The organism is Prescottella defluvii, from assembly GCF_000738775.1.
Taxonomy (GTDB): Bacteria; Actinomycetota; Actinomycetes; order Mycobacteriales; family Mycobacteriaceae; genus Prescottella; species Prescottella defluvii.
The window spans coordinates 14,669-31,779 of sequence record NZ_JPOC01000092.1 but is presented as its reverse complement, the minus strand read 5'-3'; the positions used below and the strand labels follow the sequence as shown (position 1 = coordinate 31,779).

The window sequence follows — 17,111 nt, the reverse complement described above, 5'->3', positions numbered from 1 at the left end:
TCGCGAACTCGGCCGCCGAGGAGATCCTCGTCGTCGCCTACCTGATCTCCCGGCTACGCAGGCTCGGGTGGAGCGAGATCTCGTCGCCACCCGAGCCTGCGTAGCCGGGAGATCAGGTAGGCGACGACGAGGATCTCCTCGGCGGCCGAGTTCGCGATCGCCCACAGCACCAGCACCGGCAGGCGCCACCAGTGGTCGTCGAGGGTGCTCGGCATGACCGTGAGGTTCATGTCCAGCGCGACCGCGGTCAGGTAGAACGCCAGTCCGGGTAGTCCGATCAGCGCGGCGAGCCCGACGCCGGGCAGCACCCCGTCGCGCAGTTGGTTGCGACCGAGACCGATCCGGCGCGGACCGAGGCCGCTGCGCCACAGCAGGTACAGCCCCAGCGCCGCCCAGGCCGCCAGTTTGACGACACCGAGCAGCTGCCGGGCCAGGTCGATGTAGGACTGCGTCGACCGGGACGGGTTGAGTGCGACGGCCTGCTCGGACAGCCCGCCCGGGGCGAGCGCCGATTCGAGCAGCGACAGCGCGCTGTAGATCCCGTTGAGCCCGAAGGTGACGAGCAGGACGATGGTGATCTCGAACCACAGGGCGCGCCGCTCCCGGGCGTCGAGCGGTGGATCCGACGGTGGTGGTGAGCTGGGCCGGAGCCACGAGTCGACGGTGGTACGCGAGATCACCCCGTTGACGCTAGACGGAACGCGCCGCGAACGGCGTCAGGCGTGCTTGGCGAGGGACTCGGCGCGGGCGCCGAGGCTCGGCAGCCGCAGGTCGGCGAACGGGGTGAGCGCGTTGCCCAGTCGGTTGGTCACGAACGCCACCGACAGCCCCGTGTCGGGGTCGGAGAACGCACCGGACCCGCCCAGCCCGTAGTGACCGAACGCCCCCGAGTGCTGGGTGCGCGCGGCGACCAGAGCCGCGTGGTAGCCGAGCCGCCAGTTCATCCGGATGCCGAGCACGTAGTCGCGGGCCCGGGTCTGCACCTCGCTGAGCTGGGTGATGGTGTCGGGCTCGAGGAACCGGATGCCGTCGACGACGCCACCGTTGGCGAACGCGGCGTACATCCGGGCCAGCGCGCGGGCACTGAACACGCCGTTCCAGCCCGGCATCACGAAGTCGTGGATCGTCGGGTCGCGGACCAGCATGTCGAAGCCCTCCGGCATGCCGGCGTCGGCGATGTCCCGCAGGTGCGGCACCAGCGACAACGCCAGCGACGTCGCGCCCCACGGCACCCCGTACGGGTTGATGTGCGGGAACACCTTCGCGATCCGGGCCTTCTCCGACTCGGGCACCTGGAACCAGAACTCCGGGATCCCGAGCGGCTCGGCGACCTCCGTCCGGACCAGCTCGGTGAACGGCTTGCCGGCCACCCGCGCGGTGAGTTCCGCGATCAGTGACCCGTAGGTGACGGCGTGGTAGCCGGGCATGTGGGTGCGGCGGGGATCCGGGACGGCCGCGGCCAGCGCGGCGCTGACCCGGTCGTGGTCGAGCAGGGCGAGCCGGCCCGGGACCAGCCCGCGGATGCGGTGCAGGCCCGCGCGGTGGCTGAGGAGCTCGCGGATCGTGATCGACTCCTTGCCGGCCGCGCCGAAGTCGGGCCAGTACTGGGCGACCGGGGTGTCGTAGTCGATCAACCCGCGCTGTGCGAGACGGTGCAGGACGGTGCTCGCGACGCCCTTGCCGGTGGAGAACGACAGGGTGACGGTGTCGGAGTCCCACTTGCGGATCGGGGACGCCCATCCGGCCCAGACGTCGAGGACGGGCGCGCCGTGCAGGTACACGGCCAGCGCGCCACCGCCGTCGCGGGTGCGCCGGAACATGTGGAAGAACTGGGTCGCGAGCGCTTCGAACCGCGGGTCGACGAGCATCGTCGTCGGCGGTCGATACTGCCGACGGCGACGAGGGGTCCCGCCCGAGTCGCGCCGCGGCATGGCGGCAGTCATGGCGAGCGAACTTCCTGAATCTGTTCGAGATCGCCCAGTGCGGTCTCGATCTCATCTGTAAAACGTTCGAGTTCCGGCGCTGATTCCGGATGCGCGAGAAACCCGAAGTCGAGCCGGTCGGCGTAGTGGCAGATCGTGATGTTCAGGCCGGTCCCGTCGAACACGATCGACAGCGGGTACATGTGCCGCAGCTCGGCGCCGTTCCAGTACAGCGGGGTCTCCGGTCCCGGCACGTTGGAGATCACGACGTTGTAGCTCGGTGGCAGCAGTTCGCCCAGCGGCAGGACCCGGGCCACGTTGGGCAGGAGTGCGGGCACCGACGCGAGCATCGACGCGACCGACCCCATCGCATGGACCCGCCGCTTGGCGTCCGCCATCGAGTGCCGGATCCGGTCCAGCCGGGCCCTCGGATCCGCCAGGTCGGTTCCGAGGGTGCACAGCGCCAGGCCGAAGTCGTTGCCGCCGGTGGCGTCCTCGCGTCGGCGTTGCGCGACCGGCACCAGCGCGATCAGCGACGACGTGGGCACCTCGTCCTGCTCCGCCAGGTAGCTGCGCAGCGCGCCCGCGCACATCGCGAGCGTCACCTCGTTGCCGGTCGCACGGGTTGCGCGTTGGATCGCACGCAGTCGTTCCTTGGGCCACGACCGCCCGACGAACGCCCGTTCGGGTCCGACCCGGCCGTCGAACACCGTCCGGGGTGCGCGCATGGGCAGTGCAGTGGAGTTCGTCGTGACGCCCTTGCCCAGCCAGTCGAGGGTTCCCGTCGTGGTGCGGCGGACGACGTCGGCGGCTGCGGCCACGCCGGAGAGGCCGGCGCGTACCAGACGGAGGGGGTTCCGGGGCCGACGGTCGGAGGCGGGCTCGGGTGTGGCCGGGGTGAGCAGCAGTGGCATGCCACGCCGCTCCGGGTCCGAGTCCATGGACTGCTCGAGCATCCGGATGCCCGACATCCCGTCGAGCGTGGCGTGGTGGATCTTCCCGTACAGCGCGAATCCGCCGCCCGCGAGGCCTTCGACGAGATAGCCCTCCCACATGGGCCGGGAGCGGTCGAGGCGGGTCTCGTGCAGGCGCGCGACCAGCGCGAACAGTTCGTCGTCGTCGCCTGGGGACGGGAGCGCGAGCCGCCGCAGGTGTCGGTCCATGCGGATTCGCCGGGCGGATTGCCAGGCGGGCAGGCCGCCGGTGGCCGGCGAGAGAACAGGCTGCGCCATGAGTGCGGACTGCGCGCCGGTGGCGTCGAGCGCGCGCCGGTAGGCGTCGGCGGCGAACGTGTCGGGGCGGTCGGGGGGTGGATCGAAGACCAACAGTGCGCCGATGTGGAGGGTGCGCGACCCGATCTCGCCGACGAGCAGTAGCACGTCCACCGGCGACATCAGCGTCGTTGTCGTCATCGAGCACCGCGATGCAGACCCACAGATTCTCTGTACTCGCACGTGCGGCGGACGGGGCCGGTATCGGTCCGCGGTGACCGATCCGCAACGCAATCAGTGCCTCGCCCGCAACCCGTTCACGAACGGGCAACCGACGAGGATGCGCAGGGCCCGGCTCAGCGACGCGGTGTCGTCGACGGGGCGAACGAAGTCCATCCGCACGTCCCGGTCGCCCGACGGCCCCTCGATGCGCAGCCGGATCCCGTACCGGTCGATGCCGAGCGGGCGAACCCGCCCGGTGCGCAGCGCCGCCGGCAGCCGTCGGGCCAGCAGTTCGACCAGGTCGGCGTGGTCTTCCTCGAGGTGCTGCAGCCACCCGGTCTCGACCTCCCAGAACGGGTCGGGGTTCGCGGCGAGCAGGTCCTCGACGGTGACGGACTCGGCGCCGCTGCTGTCGGCGACGACGGCGGAGTCGAGCCGCAGGCGGAGCAGCGCCGCGCCGTGCCCGATGTCGAGCAGTGCGGGATGCGGGTGTTCGGCGGCGACGTCGTCGGCCACGTCGCGGGCGTGGTCGTCGGGGACGGCGACGAGGGTGCCGCGCAGCCACACCAGGGAGCGGACGGGTTCGCGCAGCGCGAGCGGTGCGTAGTCGGTGAGTTCGAGGACCGCGGGCAGCCCGCCGGGTCCGGCCTGCCAGGCGAGCGCGGTGGCCGTCGAGTCGGACGGTGCGAGGAGCACGGCGGTACCGTCGGCGCGCAGGTGGTGCATCGACGTCTCGGTGGGATCGCTGCCGGCGATGGCGAGCACGGCGCCGGTGGCGCGGGCGCTGGTGCTCCGCATCCGTTCGGCGGTGGACGGTCCGGTGGTGGTGCGGTTCATGGCGGCATCCTTCGGTCGTGGCGCGAGACGGAGGCGGGTGATCGAGCAATGAAATAAGGTAAACCTAAGCTAATTCCTGTCGGGGTGGGTGGCAACCCCTCCGGCGCGGAAGCGGGAGTTTTGGCCGGTCCGGGCTAACGTGGTGGGGTGTCGATTCCTGTATCCCTGTCGATGCCGACCCTTCCGTCCCGCACCAGCGCGCCGCAGCCGCTCGTGGCGGGGCTACTTCTCCGGCGGCGGGATACCGCCGTTCCGGCCGTCGTGCGCGACGCCGCCACCACCGGACCGCAGATCGTGACCGCGTCCACCCTCACCGCCGCGGCCGGTACCGATGCCGATGCGGGTGCCGTCGTCGTCGAGCTCGACGTCGACCCGGACGAGTTGGAGGGCGCGGTCGAGCACCGCGTGCTGCGCTACCACGTGACCTGCACGCCCGAGCAGGTCGACGACGCGCTCCGCCTCCGGCTGCCCGCTCCCGTCACCGTCTTCGTGACACCGACCGACGCCGATTCGGCGGACGCCGCGAGCCTCGCCGAGTCCGCGCAGCAGCTCGCCGACGCCGGTCACAGCCCGGGCCTGACCGCCGGCCACCCGGCCGACGTCGTGGCCGATTTCCTCGCGGTCCTCGCACACACGTCCGTCGGTTTCGCCGCCCGGGCACGGGACGGCGCCGAGGTCCTGGCGCTGCTGTCCGGCACCGTCGCCGCGCTGCGCGGCGACGACGTCCGGGCCGCGCTGGCCGCGCCGGACCCGGCCGCGCTGGCGGCGCTGATCCCGGAGGCGGCCGAGGCGGTGCGCGGCGTGCTGCTGGGTATCGAGGTCGACGACCCCGACGAGGTCGAGCGGGTGCTCGCCGCCGCCGGCCTGCTGTAACGGAACCGGAACCGATCGGCGAAGTGCGCCGGACGGAAGTGCGTAATCTCGTAGGCGTGCCTCGTATCGCGTACTTCGGACCCAGCGGGACCTTCACCGAGATGGCCCTCGCCCAGCTCGAATCGGGCGGCACGTTCGACGGTGTCGTCGAGCGTGTGTCCGCCGGAAGCCAGGCCGCGGCGATCGAACTCGTCCGCGCCGGTGACGTCGTCGGTGCGGTGGTGCCGATCGAGAGTTCGGTGGAGGGCTCGATCCGTCCCACGATGGATGCGCTCTCGCTCGGTGATCGACTGCAGATCATGGCCGAGACCGAACTGGACGTCGCCTTCACGATCGTCGGACGCCCGGGCACCACACTCGACGACGTCCGCACCGTCCGCGCCTACCCGGTCGCGACCGCGCAGGTGCAGGGGTGGCTCGACCGGAACCTGCCGAACGCGCGGGTGGAGCCGGCATCGTCGAATGCCGGTGCGGCCGAGGACGTTGCCGCCGGCATCGCCGACGCCGGTGTGTCGACCGCGTTGGCGGGGGAGCGGCTGGGTCTGGTGCCGCTGGCGTCGGGTGTCGCCGACTACGACGGTGCCCGCACCCGTTTCGTGCTGGTGACCAGGCCGGGACCCGCTCCCGCCCGCACCGGCAACGACCGGACCAGCGTCGTGCTGCACCTCGACAACGTGCCCGGCTCCCTGGTCCGGGCGATGACCGAATTCGCAACCCGGGGAATCGATCTCACACGCATCGAATCCCGGCCCACCCGCAAGGAATTCGGCACCTACCTGTTTCATCTGGACTGCGTCGGGCACATCGACGACGGACTGGTCGCCGAGGCGCTCAAGGCGCTGCACCGGTTCAGCGACGTCCGCTACCTCGGGTCGTGGCCGTCGGCCGTGCCCGGTGGCGGCGCGCCGATGCCCGACGCCGACGACACCGCATGGCTCGAACGCCTGCGGCACGGAGAGGAGAACGCGTGAGCGGCCGGTTGATCCTGGTCCGGCACGGGCAGACCGAGGCGAACGTCGAACGACGGCTCGACACCCGACTGCCCGGCGCCCGTCTGACGGAGTTGGGCCGGACGCAGGCCCAGACACTCGGCGGCCGGATGGCCGAGCGACCGCCGGCGGCGTTGGTGTCGTCGCAGGCGCTGCGGGCCCGGGAGACCGCCGGGTTCGTGGAGACGGCGTCGGGCATTGCGCTGCAGGTGCGGGAGGGGTTGCACGAGGCGCAGGCCGGTGAGCTCGAGGACCGCTCGGACATCGAGTCGCACAAGATGTTCGCGAAGGTGTTCCACACCTGGCACGCGGGCGACCTGTCGGCGCGGATCCCGGGTGGCGAGGCCGGTATCGACATCATCGAACGGTATGTCCCGGTGGTCGATTCGCTGCGCGCCGAGTACATCGACGCCGGTGCCGGCGGCGACGTCGTGGTGGTCAGTCACGGCGCCGCGATCCGACTGGTGGCCGCGTACCTGGCGGGTGTGCCCGGCGCGTTCGCCGCGGACCGGCATCTCGAGAACACGTCGACGGTGGAACTGGTGCCGACCGACACCGGTTGGCGGTGTGTGCGGTGGGGTACCTACGATCCGCCGTTCGACATCGCCCCGCAGCGGCCGTGGTTCGACCCGGAGGCCGTCGCGGCCACCGACGACCCGATGGGCTGACGGTCAGTTCAGCTGCGCGAGCAGGCCGTCGAGCGCCTGCCGCAGCCGCCCCGGGGTGCCGGGGCTGAACGAGGTCCACGGGGTGCCGTCGGTGGCGATGCTGGTGGTGCCGACGATGCGTCCGCCGGCGGTGTCGAACACGGTGACCGGTCCGCGCATCGGACCGGGATGTCCGGCGTCGTGCACGATCCCGACGATCTCGGTGAACGTCGTGCAGCCCACGAACGCGGGCCCGACGACGGCGGCGTCCGCGGCCGGGACCCCGATCGCCGTCAGCTGGGCGGCCGCCGTGCCCGGGTCGACGATCCGGGTCAGCGCGGCACCGAGTTCCGCCGTCGGCCGGTTGAGCACCCCGAACATGAGCGGTGCGGCGTCGCCGAGCGCATGCACGATCGGCCCGGCCAGGTCGGGCCCGAGCCGTTGGACGGTGAAGGTGTTGCCGCTGCGCAGCGCGAGCACGGCCTGCTCGTCGTCGCGGGCCAGGCACAGCCGCGCGACGGTGCCGTCGAGGTGGCGGCGCAACGCGATCTCGTCGCGGGGCCGGGCGAGGGTGCGCAGCAGGTGGGCCAGTTCCGGGTGCACCGAGATCCCGTCGATCAGCCCGGCGGCGGTGAGGGAGTCCTGCGCCGCGCGGAACACCCGGTCCCGCTCGGGCAGTGAATCGAATCTCGGTGCGGCGTCGAGGACCACCGGCAGGACGTCGATGTCCAGAAGTTCGACCAGCAGGTCGATTTCGTCGACGTGCAGCGTCGTGGGCGGCAGGGTCGCGGTCACCGGTCCGAGGCCCAAGTCGATCACCGCCCGTCCTCGGGCAGGTCGGCGCCGATCACCGACGGGATCACGGTGCGCCCGTCGGTGAAGTGCTCGAACTGCTCGAGATAGCGGGGTGCGGCGTGTTCGGGCTCGTCGGCGTCGCCCGAGGCACCTCGGTGTGCGCCCACCGGGGCACCGCCCAGCCCGGCACCGCGGGTGGCTGCCGCCGCATCGGTGCGGGCCGCGTCCACGGCGCCCGGGCCGGTAGCTGCGCCGGCACCGCTGCCCGGGACACCGCGTGAGCCGGACCCGTCGAGCTGCCCGGCCTGCGCCCAGCCGTCGGGCAGCGCGGCCCGCGCCCCGGTCCCGGCACCGCCGGCGACACCCGCGGCACGCGAGGGCGCGTAGCCGGATCCCCGGCCACCGCCGACCGGCGTGGCCACGGCGCCACCCGCCGCGGGCGCTCGGGAGGTGTTCAGCACCGCGGGGGCGCCACCGGCGACACCGCCGAGCACGGCCCCGCCGATGTTCGCGGCCGCGGACGTGGCACCCGAGACGGTGCCCGCGACCGTGCCGACCTGCGACGCGGCCGCCGCGATCGTCGGGTTCTGGGCGAAGGCCGTGGCCGCCGCGGCGATGGTGCCGACCGGGTCGGCCCGGAAGTCGTTCTCGAGGCGACGACGGGCGACCTCACCGGCGTCCCGGGACTCGAGGCCGGCGGTGGATTCGTTGGTGAGCGGCGGCGGCTGCGTGAACGATCCGGGCGTCGCGAGGATGCTCGACGCCGCCTCGTACGCCTCCATCACCAGCCCGGCCCGGATGTCCATCGCGCGGTCGGCGGCCTCGGCGGCTGCGGCTGACCCGTTGAGCACGCCGCCGGTGCTGTAGGCGGCGGTCTTGGCGGTCTTGACCGCCGCGATCTCGGGCAGGCTGGGCATGGTGAGCGCCGCGGACGTGTAGGCACCGGCCTCGACGGAGGCCTTCGTCGAGGTGTCCGCGGCCAGCGTCGCGGTCTGTTCCGCCCACGCGGTGAACGGGGCGATCCGCCCGAGCGCGGCCTCGGCGGCGACGCCCTCCCAGCCGGCGCGCAGTTCCGCCATCACCCGGTGCAGTGTCGCGCCGGCATCGACGAAGCCCTCCGCCACCGCGGCCCACGCCGGGCTCGCGGCGCTGAGCGGCACGGGACCCGCGCCCGCCGTGAGTGTCGTCGAATTGACGGTCGCCCCGCGCGGCATCCAGACGACTCCGGTGACACCAGTGGTCATGCTGTCTTCTCCTCGTTCCCCTCGGATGTGGCTGACAGGTTCCGCTCCGGCACGGTCACATGCCGGCCGCGAGCGACGTGCCGATCGTGCGGTCCTCGTCCCGGTAGGCGGCGGCCTGCGCGCGGAGCATCGCGGCGGCGGCGGTCAGTTCCTCGATGCCGCGTCCGGCCGCCGGGGAGAAGCTGTTCGCCAGGCGGTTGAAATAGCCGGCCGCCATCACCGACACCTCCTCGGTGCCGGACGGCGCGACGGTGAGAGCCGGGGCCGTCGCGGTGAGGGTGACCTGCAGTCGGACAGCGAGCGCGTCGAGTTCGGTGGCCGCGGCGAGGAGGACGTCAGGGTCGACGAACACGTGATCCGACATGCGGGTTTCTCCTCGAATCGGGGTCGATGGCAACCGGGGCGGGCAGACGGAACTCGCCCCTTGATTGCTTGGACGCCGAAAGCGAGCGGTCGGTTCCATACAAATCGGACCGAATCGGAGCGGGTCAGCCCCAGCCGAGTTCGTGCAGCCGGTCCTCGTCGATACCGAAGTAGTGCGCCACCTCGTGGATGACGGTGACCATCACCTCGTGCACCACCTCGTCCTCGGTGTGGCACACGTCGAGGAGCGCGTCGCGGTAGATGGTGATGGTGTCCGGGAGGGCACCGCCGTAGTGGCTGTCCCGTTCGGTGAGGGCGATGCCGTGGTAGAGCCCGAGCAGGGTCGGTTCCTCGTCGTTGCGCGGTTCGACGAGCACCACGACGTTGTCGATTCCCGCGGCCAACTGCGGCGGAATGAGGTCGAGCGCCTCCGAGACCAGCTCCTCGAAGTGAGCGGCCGTCATGGTCACCGGCACGTCAGCCTCCGGCGGACGGCAGCGGCGCGGCGCCGGGCAGCGGGGTCGGCAGGGACCGGCCCTCGGGCGCGGGCGGCGGCGGGACGGGGGCCTGTCCGTTGATGAGGATGTCGCCCTTGGCGCTGCCGACGATGGTCGCGAAGCCGCTGGCGTCGACCTCCTTGCCGATCGAGCAGTTGATCTTGCGACTGCCGACGAGCCAGCTGTCGAGGTCGAGGTTGTCCCAGAACAGCGTCAAGGTCTTGTCGCGGAGCGCCTCGGGGGAGCCGAGGTAGCCGTTGCTGGCCTCGGTGCAGGCCCCCTCGAGGAACTTGTCCTGATCCTCCACCGACGGCATGCCGCCGGGGAAGCGACTGGCCAGGTCGATCACGCCGACCACCTCGAATGCGTGCGGCTGCGCACAGTCGACCGGATCGGACGGGACGTTCTGGTTGATGCCGATGCAGGTGCCCACGTTCCACACCTTCGACTGGTCCTGCTCGGCGACCCGGCCCTCGATCGGCAGCAGCGTCCCGGTGACACCGGAGAACTGCAGGCCGCACCGGATGGTGCGTTCGCCGGCGGCCCAGCCGGCCTCGCCGGGATTGATCAGGCCGACGCTGAACTTGCCCTTGGGGTCGAACCGTCCGTCGAGGTAGGAGTCGACGGCGGGCGCGCAGTGCTGGTCGCGGAGTTCGGAGAAACGCAGCACGCCGGGGAACTTGGAGCCCGGACCGAACTCGACCCCCGGATACAGGCTGAGGTCCACGTCGGTGGCCACCTCGAACTGGTGCGCCTGCGCGCAGTCGACCTTCTCGAGGTCGCTGGCGTCGGGGCTGCTCCAGGTGAGGCAGTCGCCGGTGGTGGCCGAGCCGAACGCCTCGCCGGCGACGGCGCCGGTGGGTTGCGGGCCCACTCCACTGGTGTGAACGGGCAGCTTCTCGCCGCGGTCGAAACCGCCGGAGATGAAGATGGTGGCGATGGCGGCGATCACCGCGCCGATCGCGACGAGCGCGAGGGCACGCCTGGTCACCGGCGCGGACAGGTGTCGGCGCCGCCCCGGTTGCGGTGTCGGCTGCGGTAGGTCGTCGGACATTGCCTCCATAATGCCCGCATCGGGCGCAGATGCCGAAGTTTCCGCGTAGGTTCGTCCGACATGAGTGAGGAACATCCCGGTGAGCACGACGACGACCTGCCGGCGGACGTGCAGGAGTTGGCCGGTCGACTGTTCGACATGGCCCGGACCGGCGAAGCCGCCACGCTGGCGCAGTACGTCGACGCCGGGGTTCCGGTCGATCTCACCAACGCGAGCGGCGACACGCTGGTGATGCTCGCGTCCTACCACGGGCACGCCGACACGGTCCGCGCCCTCGTCGACCGCGGTGCCGACGTCAACCGCCCGAACGACCGCGGTCAGACCCCGCTGGCCGGCGCCGTGTTCAAGGGCGAGGACGCCGTGGTGGCCGCGCTCGTGGCGGCCGGGGCCGACGCGTCCGCCGGGCAACCGTCCGCGCTCGATGCCGCACGCATGTTCGGACGGGACGATTATCTGCAGATATTGGGGCAGCACCCGGAATGAGCGTGGTGTCACCAAGTAGGGTTTGTGGTCGTGATTGACCTCAAGTTCCTTCGCGAGAACCCTGACGCCGTTCGCACCTCGCAGCGCACCCGCGGTGAAGACCCCGGTCTGGTCGATGCGCTGCTCGAGGCCGATGCAGCCCGCCGCGCCGCCATCCTGGCGGGCGACACCCTGCGCGCCGAGCAGAAGGCGTTCGGCAAGAAGGTGGGGCAGGCGTCCCCCGAGGAGCGCCCGGCGCTGCTCGAGGGCTCGAAGGAACTGGCCCGGAAGGTGAAGGAAGCCGAGGCCACCCAGCACGAGGCGCAGGCCGCGATGGAGACGGCCCATCGGGCGATCTCGAACATCGTGCAGGACGGCGCCCCCGCCGGCGGCGAGGACGACTTCATCACGCTCGAGACCGTCGGCGAGATCCCGACGTTCGACTTCGAGCCCAAGGATCACCTCGAACTCGGCGAGTCGCTCGGCCTGATCGACATGGAGCGCGGCGCCAAGGTGTCGGGCTCGCGGTTCTACTTCCTCACCGGCTTCGGCGCGATGCTCCAGCTGGGCATGCTGCAGCTCGCCGCGCAGAAGGCCATGGCCAACGGGTTCACCATGATGATCCCGCCGGTGCTGGTGCGCCCCGAGATCATGCAGGGCACCGGCTTCCTCGGCCAGCACTCCGACGAGGTCTACCACCTCGCCGACGACGACCTGTACCTCGTCGGCACCTCCGAGGTCCCGCTCGCCGGCTACCACTCCGGCGAGATCCTCGACCTGGCGAACGGCCCCAAGCGGTACGCGGGCTGGTCGTCCTGCTTCCGCCGTGAGGCCGGCAGCTACGGCAAGGACACCCGCGGCATCATCCGCGTCCACCAGTTCGACAAGGTGGAGATGTTCACCTACTGCAAGCCCGAGGACGCCGACACCGAGCATCAGCGTCTGCTCGCGTGGGAACGCGACATGCTGGACGCCATGGGCCTCTCGTACCGCGTCATCGACGTCGCCGGCGGCGACCTCGGCTCGTCCGCAGCCCGCAAGTTCGACTGCGAGGCATGGGTCCCCACGCAACAGGCGTACCGCGAACTCACCTCGACATCGAACTGCACCACCTACCAGGCCCGCCGCCTCAACGTCCGCTACCGCGACGAGAACGGCAAGCCGCAGACCGCCGCAACCCTCAACGGCACCCTCGCCACCACCCGCTGGCTCGTCGCGATCCTCGAAACGCACCAGCAGGCAGACGGTTCCGTGCGCGTCCCCGCCGCCCTCGTGCCCTTCGTCGGCCGTGAGGTCCTGACCGCGCCGTAACGGCCGAATGGTCGGAAGAAGCTGAAGGTCGGAAGAAGCTGAAGGTCGGAAGAAGCTGAAGGGTCCCTTCATGCGCTGACAGCGCATGAAGGGACCCTTCAGCTGTTGCGGGGGAGGGGCGTCAGCGCAGGATCAGGCAGGTGGTGGACGCCGTTGCCAGGAGTCGGTCCTGCTCGTCGCGGACCTCGGCCCGCGCGGTCGCCGTGGTGCGGCCGGTGTGCTCCGAAAAGCCGTGCACGCGAATGGATCCCTGATCGGCTTTGATGCCGCGGAGGTAGCGGACGGTGATGTCGAGCGTCGTGTAGTGGACGCCGGCGGGCAGTGTGCTCGACACCGAGAAGCCCATTGCGGTGTCGATCATCGTGGCGATGACGCCGCCGTGCACGCTGCCGACGGCGTTGTAGTGCCATTCGGCCGGTTCGGCCGTGATTTCCACGAACCCCTCGCGGGCGTCGGTGACGCGGAAGCCGAGAGTGCTCGCGGTGGGATGGTGCGGGACGGTGCCGTCGACCAGTCCGCGGACGAACTCGAGTCCGCTGAGGTTTCGGTTCGCCTCCGCAATGGGGGCCGGGTCGTTCCAGGTGTAGGTGCGCTGACGTTCGGGAGACACCCGTCAGACCGTACCCGCGGCAGCGTTGCCCGACGGCGCAGTAGCCCGTCGACCCCCGTCCCGTTTATAGAATTCAATTCAGAAATGCTCGACGGAATGTCGCCGCGATCAATTCTTTGTTTGCCCTCGCGCGCCGATTCTCGGGCGACGCATCGCCCTGGCCGAGAGTGTCGGTGCCGAGTTCGGGCTCAAATCTGACCGGAGTGGAGCGAAGGGGTTAATCCCGAGGTGAAGTTTGCGATTCCGCACCCACCGTGAACCTCTTCGTGATACTGGACTGGTGTCCAGTGCTGTTGCCCCAGTTGGAAGCCCTTTTCGTGCGCTCCTGTTCGTATCGTGGTCGCGGCGCCCTCGTGGATCAGACGTACCGGTCGGTAACAAACAGTGGTTCAGCTAATCGTCAGCAACATTTGGACGTTTGGTGGGTAAAACCGACACATCGACGTAATCCCGCCGTTATGGTGTGCGGACCTGTGCGGATTTCCTCTCCCCCCCATCCGCACTTCTGCAAAGGAAGCAAGTATGCAAAATTCGATAGTGAGGCGCTGTGTCGTGCCACTCACAGGCACAGCGCTCGTCGCCGGGACGTTCCTGATCGGGAGTCCTGCGAATGCCGTCGTCAAAACGACGAATTTCACCAGCGCCTGTGTGGCCGGCAGCACGATCGGTGACCAGCACAAGAACGTCGCCGCGTCGATGACCGTCGACGCGCCAGCTACTGTCGCGCCCGGTGAAGTGTTCACCTACCGTATCCAGCCGAACGCGTCGTCCTATCCTGACAAGGAATCGATCGCGACGACAACGAACCTGTCGCGGCTCAAGTACGACTACGAACTCCCTGCCAACACGGAATGGGTCAGTGGGGCAGTTGTTCCAGGCACTGCCATCGGCCTCGACAACGTGGCCCCCAACGTCCTGCTGGTCAATGACTCCGGCGTGGTCGATGCCTCCGGCCGCGTGATTCGACTGTCAGGCAACAATCAGGTTGCAGGCAACAGCCCGACCAGCAGCACGAACTCGGAGGGGGGCATTCGTGCTCCCAAGACAAAGAAGAACCTGGACGGTTCCGCAAGCAGCAACGGTGATACCTGGTTCCGTCTGCCTGCCGTCGACGTCACTGTCAGGGCTCTGGATCCGGGTGTGATCACTCCTCGTGTGCGCATCGCGGGCAACGCTGCCAACCATGGTGACTACGCAAACTTCAGCACGTCGGTGGCGAAGGCGTCGGCATTCATCGGCACCCAGTGGGCTCCGACCCGGTGTACCCCCCGCGACAACAAGGACGCGGCCCTCAACGCCGGTTCCGGCCCGCTGGCGACGATCAACGTTGTTGCAGAGCAGGAGTCGACCACCACGACCCTGACGGCTCCGGCGACGGCGGAGACGGGTGCCTCGGTCACGCTGACGGCAAACGTCGCGCCCGGCAATGCGACGGGCTCGGTGCAGTTCCAGGACAACGGCAACGACATCGGTTCCCCGGTGACGGTGTCGGGCGGCTCGGCCAGCTTGGACCACACGTTCACGAACGCCGGTTCGCACTCGGTGACGGCGGTGTTCACCGCGACGGGTAGCTTCACCGGTTCCACGTCGGCGGCGTCGACGATCACCGTGACGGATCCGACTCCGGTCGATGTCGCGACGACGCTGGGACTGACGGTTCCACAGACCGCTGAGACCGGCGCGTCCGTGGATCTGACCGCTAACGTGACCCCGGCGGATGCGCAGGGCACGGTGCAGTTCAAGGACAACGGCAACAACATCGGTTCGCCGGTGACGGTGGTATCCGGTGCGGCGACGTTGTCGCACGAGTTCACCACTGCGGGTGCCCGTTCGATCACCGCCGAGTTCACGGGTGCGCCCGGCTTCACGGGTTCCACCGCGGGCGCGCAGACCGTGACGGTCACCGATCCGGTCGTCCCCGATGTGGAGACCACGACGACGGTGTCGGCCCCGGCCGATGCTGCAACGGGTGCTGACGTGACGCTCACCGCGAACGTTGCACCGCAGAATGCGACCGGCACGGTGCAGTTCACTGCCGACGGCAACAACATCGGTTCGCCGGTGGCGGTGTCGAACGGCGTTGCCACGCTGTCGTACGCATTCGATACTGCCGGTACGGTCGCGGTCGGTGCGGCCTTCACCGGTGACGCCGGATTCGCGTCGTCGTCGGCGCAGACCCGGAACGTCACTGTGACGGATCCGGTCACCACGACGACGACTGAGCTCACCGTCCCGCAGGCCGCGGAGGCCGGCGCGCCAGTCGACCTGACGGCGACCATCGCCCCACAGAATGCGGTCGGTTCGGTGCAGTTCCAGGACAACGGCACCGACATCGGTCAGCCTGTGACGGTGTCCAACGGTGTTGCGACGCTGTCGCATCAGTTCACCTCGGCCGGTTCGCACAGCATCACCGCCACCTTCACCGGTGGAGCGGGCTTCGCGGGTTCCACCGCTGGCGCGCAGACCGTGACGGTCACCGATCCGGTGGTTCCGGACACGGAGACGACCACCACCGTGACGGCTCCGGGCACCGCCGAGACGGGTGCTTCGGTGACGTTGTCCGCTGCAGTTGCTCCGGTCCCGACCGGCGGCACCGTGCAGTTCAAGGTTGCCGGCAACGACGTCGGCACGCCGGTGAACGTCGACGGCACCGGTCATGCGAGCATGCCGTACACGTTCAACGCTGCGGGTTCGTACGCGGTGACGGCTGAGTTCTCGGGTGCTACCGGATTCACGGCGTCGACCGGGTCGGCGCAGACGGTGACGGTCAGCGATCCTGCTCCGCAGGATGTGGAGACGTCGCTTGGGCTGCAGGTTCCGGCGACAGCTGAGACTGACGCGTCGGTGAATCTGACTGCGACGGTTACGCCGTCCGATGCTGAGGGCACGGTGCAGTTCAAGAGCAATGGCGCCAACATCGGTTCGCCGGTGACGGTGTCGGGTGGTACTGCGGTTCTGTCGCATGCTTTCGGTGTGGCGGGTGTGCAGTCGGTGACGGCTGAGTTCACGGGTGCGACCGGGTTCACGAACTCGTCGGCGTCGGCGCAGACGGTGACGGTCAGCGATCCCACTCCGGTGGACGCGGCGACGACCACGATCCTGAGCGTCCCGGGCAACGCGAAGACCGATGAGTCGCAGGACCTGGTGGCCACCGTCTTCGACAACGGCACCGAGGACGTCATTCCGAGCGCCGGCACGGTCGAGTTCTTCGACAACGGTGCCTCGATCGGCACCGTTCCGGTGGTCGACGGTGTGGCGACGCTGAGCCACGCGTTCACCGCCGCCGGCACGCACACCATCACCGCGACCTTCAGTGGTGCAAACGGATTCACGAGCTCCTCCGCTGAAGCCAAGCAGATCGTGGTGACGGTGCCTACCGCGGTCGACGTCGAGACGACCACCGTCGTGACGGTACCGGGCAATGCGACGGTCGGTACGCAGGTGCAGTTGTCGGCGCAGGTGACCGGGGCGGGCGACGCTGCGGTGGCCGGTACAGTTCAGTTCTTCGACGGGCAGAACCCGATCGGGGACGCGGTGCCGGTGGTCAACGGTGTTGCAACGCTGAACCACACGTTCACGACGGCCGGCGCACACAGCATCCACGCAGAGTTCAGCGGCGCCCAGGGCGTGGCGAACTCCAACTCGGCTGCGCAGACGGTCCAGGTTTCCGGTGGTAACTCGGGCGGCAGCCTGGGCAACCTCGGCACCATTCTCCGAGACCTGCTGGGCGGACTGAACTTCGGTTCGTAAGGTACCTCCCCGTAGGCAGTATCTGCAGTCCAGGCGAGGTTCCGTCTCCTCACGGAGGCGGGGCCTCGCCTGGCGTCGTTCAACGTCCGGGCTCCAGCAGTCCCCCGGAGTCTTGCCATGTTGCCCGACCCGGCAAATCACATCCCACTTGGACGTTTGTCCGGTAGAGTTCGAGCCGCATTTCAGACGCGGAGTCGGGCTGCGGTTGGTTGCAGGGGGTGGCGTGGGTCCCTGCAACGCGCCCCCCGGGCTCGCCCCCTCGGCGCAGTGTCCCAGGTCGTACCTGATCCGTTGAGTTGACGGCCATCGAGCCGTCGTCGAGAG

General features: G+C 69.8%; 15 protein-coding genes and 2 pseudogenes. 7 read left to right on the top strand and 10 right to left on the bottom strand.

The features are described 5' to 3' along the window. Positions 1-86, top strand: a pseudogene (locus IJ15_RS26810) (CPBP family intramembrane glutamate endopeptidase); the annotation flags it as partial. Here IJ15_RS26810 and IJ15_RS0123695 read toward each other — a convergent pair. From IJ15_RS0123695 to IJ15_RS0123680, 4 genes and pseudogenes are all read right to left on the bottom strand, one after another. Continuing rightward, positions 87-680 (bottom strand): annotated as a pseudogene (locus IJ15_RS0123695) (CPBP family intramembrane glutamate endopeptidase); the annotation flags it as partial. Positions 681-716: 36 nt separating this feature from the next. After that, on the bottom strand, positions 717-1,943 hold the full coding sequence (locus IJ15_RS0123690; RefSeq protein ID WP_031940802.1) for a serine hydrolase domain-containing protein: 1,227 nt from the start codon (positions 1,941-1,943) through the stop codon (positions 717-719). After that, a complete protein-coding gene (locus IJ15_RS0123685; RefSeq protein WP_031940801.1) occupies positions 1,940-3,334 on the bottom strand; it encodes a WS/DGAT/MGAT family O-acyltransferase in 1,395 nt (464 codons plus the stop codon). The genes IJ15_RS0123690 and IJ15_RS0123685 overlap by 4 nt, the downstream gene beginning before the upstream one ends. Positions 3,335-3,427: 93 nt before the next feature. Continuing rightward, complete coding sequence (locus tag IJ15_RS0123680) at positions 3,428-4,192, bottom strand: DUF2470 domain-containing protein (protein ID WP_031940800.1); 765 nt, start codon at positions 4,190-4,192, stop codon at positions 3,428-3,430. Between the two features lie 147 nt (positions 4,193-4,339). Here IJ15_RS0123680 and IJ15_RS0123675 point away from each other — a divergent pair, with 147 nt between their 5' ends. The 3 genes from IJ15_RS0123675 to IJ15_RS0123665 are packed head-to-tail and all read left to right on the top strand — an operon-like array spanning position 4,340 to position 6,722. Next, complete coding sequence (locus IJ15_RS0123675; protein ID WP_031940799.1) at positions 4,340-5,065, top strand: hypothetical protein; 726 nt, start codon at positions 4,340-4,342, stop codon at positions 5,063-5,065. A 56-nt stretch (positions 5,066-5,121) separates the two neighbouring features. Beyond that, positions 5,122-6,036: a prephenate dehydratase gene (gene pheA / locus IJ15_RS0123670; RefSeq protein WP_031940798.1), complete on the top strand. Its 915-nt coding sequence runs from the start codon at positions 5,122-5,124 to the stop codon at positions 6,034-6,036. Beyond that, entirely contained in the window at positions 6,033-6,722 is a 690-nt protein-coding gene (locus IJ15_RS0123665; RefSeq protein WP_031940797.1) for a histidine phosphatase family protein, read from the top strand. Before pheA ends, IJ15_RS0123665 begins: the two co-directional genes overlap by 4 nt. A gap of 3 nt (positions 6,723-6,725) precedes the next feature. Here the strand turns inward: IJ15_RS0123665 and IJ15_RS0123660 are convergent, their stop codons facing one another. From IJ15_RS0123660 to IJ15_RS0123640, 5 genes are all read right to left on the bottom strand, one after another. Next, entirely contained in the window at positions 6,726-7,520 is a 795-nt protein-coding gene (locus IJ15_RS0123660; RefSeq protein WP_031940796.1) for an ESX secretion-associated protein EspG, read from the bottom strand. Continuing rightward, the gene (locus IJ15_RS0123655) at positions 7,517-8,740 is read right to left on the bottom strand and encodes a PPE domain-containing protein (RefSeq protein WP_031940795.1); all 1,224 of its coding nucleotides are present in this window, start codon (positions 8,738-8,740) and stop codon (positions 7,517-7,519) included. The genes IJ15_RS0123660 and IJ15_RS0123655 overlap by 4 nt, the downstream gene beginning before the upstream one ends. 55 nt (positions 8,741-8,795) lie before the next feature. Next, entirely contained in the window at positions 8,796-9,104 is a 309-nt protein-coding gene (locus IJ15_RS0123650; RefSeq protein ID WP_031940794.1) for a PE family protein, read from the bottom strand. Between the two features lie 124 nt (positions 9,105-9,228). Further along, positions 9,229-9,579, bottom strand: a complete 351-nt coding sequence (locus IJ15_RS0123645) for a metallopeptidase family protein (protein ID WP_031940793.1) — start codon at positions 9,577-9,579, stop codon at positions 9,229-9,231. 1 nt (position 9,580) lies between these two features. Then, a complete protein-coding gene (locus IJ15_RS0123640) occupies positions 9,581-10,663 on the bottom strand; it encodes a septum formation family protein (protein ID WP_407984124.1) in 1,083 nt (360 codons plus the stop codon). Positions 10,664-10,714: 51 nt separating this feature from the next. On the opposite strand from IJ15_RS0123640, the gene IJ15_RS0123635 reads away from it, so the two are divergent. Next, positions 10,715-11,137: an ankyrin repeat domain-containing protein gene (locus tag IJ15_RS0123635; protein ID WP_031940791.1), complete on the top strand. Its 423-nt coding sequence runs from the start codon at positions 10,715-10,717 to the stop codon at positions 11,135-11,137. Positions 11,138-11,167: 30 nt separating this feature from the next. Then, on the top strand, positions 11,168-12,427 hold the full coding sequence (gene serS, locus IJ15_RS0123630) for a serine--tRNA ligase (RefSeq protein ID WP_031940790.1): 1,260 nt from the start codon (positions 11,168-11,170) through the stop codon (positions 12,425-12,427). A gap of 121 nt (positions 12,428-12,548) precedes the next feature. On the opposite strand, the gene IJ15_RS0123625 is transcribed toward serS, so the two are convergent. Beyond that, entirely contained in the window at positions 12,549-13,037 is a 489-nt protein-coding gene (locus IJ15_RS0123625; protein ID WP_031940789.1) for a PaaI family thioesterase, read from the bottom strand. A 552-nt stretch (positions 13,038-13,589) separates the two neighbouring features. Between IJ15_RS0123625 and IJ15_RS0123620 the strand changes: the two genes are divergently transcribed. Beyond that, entirely contained in the window at positions 13,590-16,787 is a 3,198-nt protein-coding gene (locus tag IJ15_RS0123620; protein WP_031940788.1) for a beta strand repeat-containing protein, read from the top strand. Positions 16,788-17,111 lie beyond the last annotated feature (324 nt).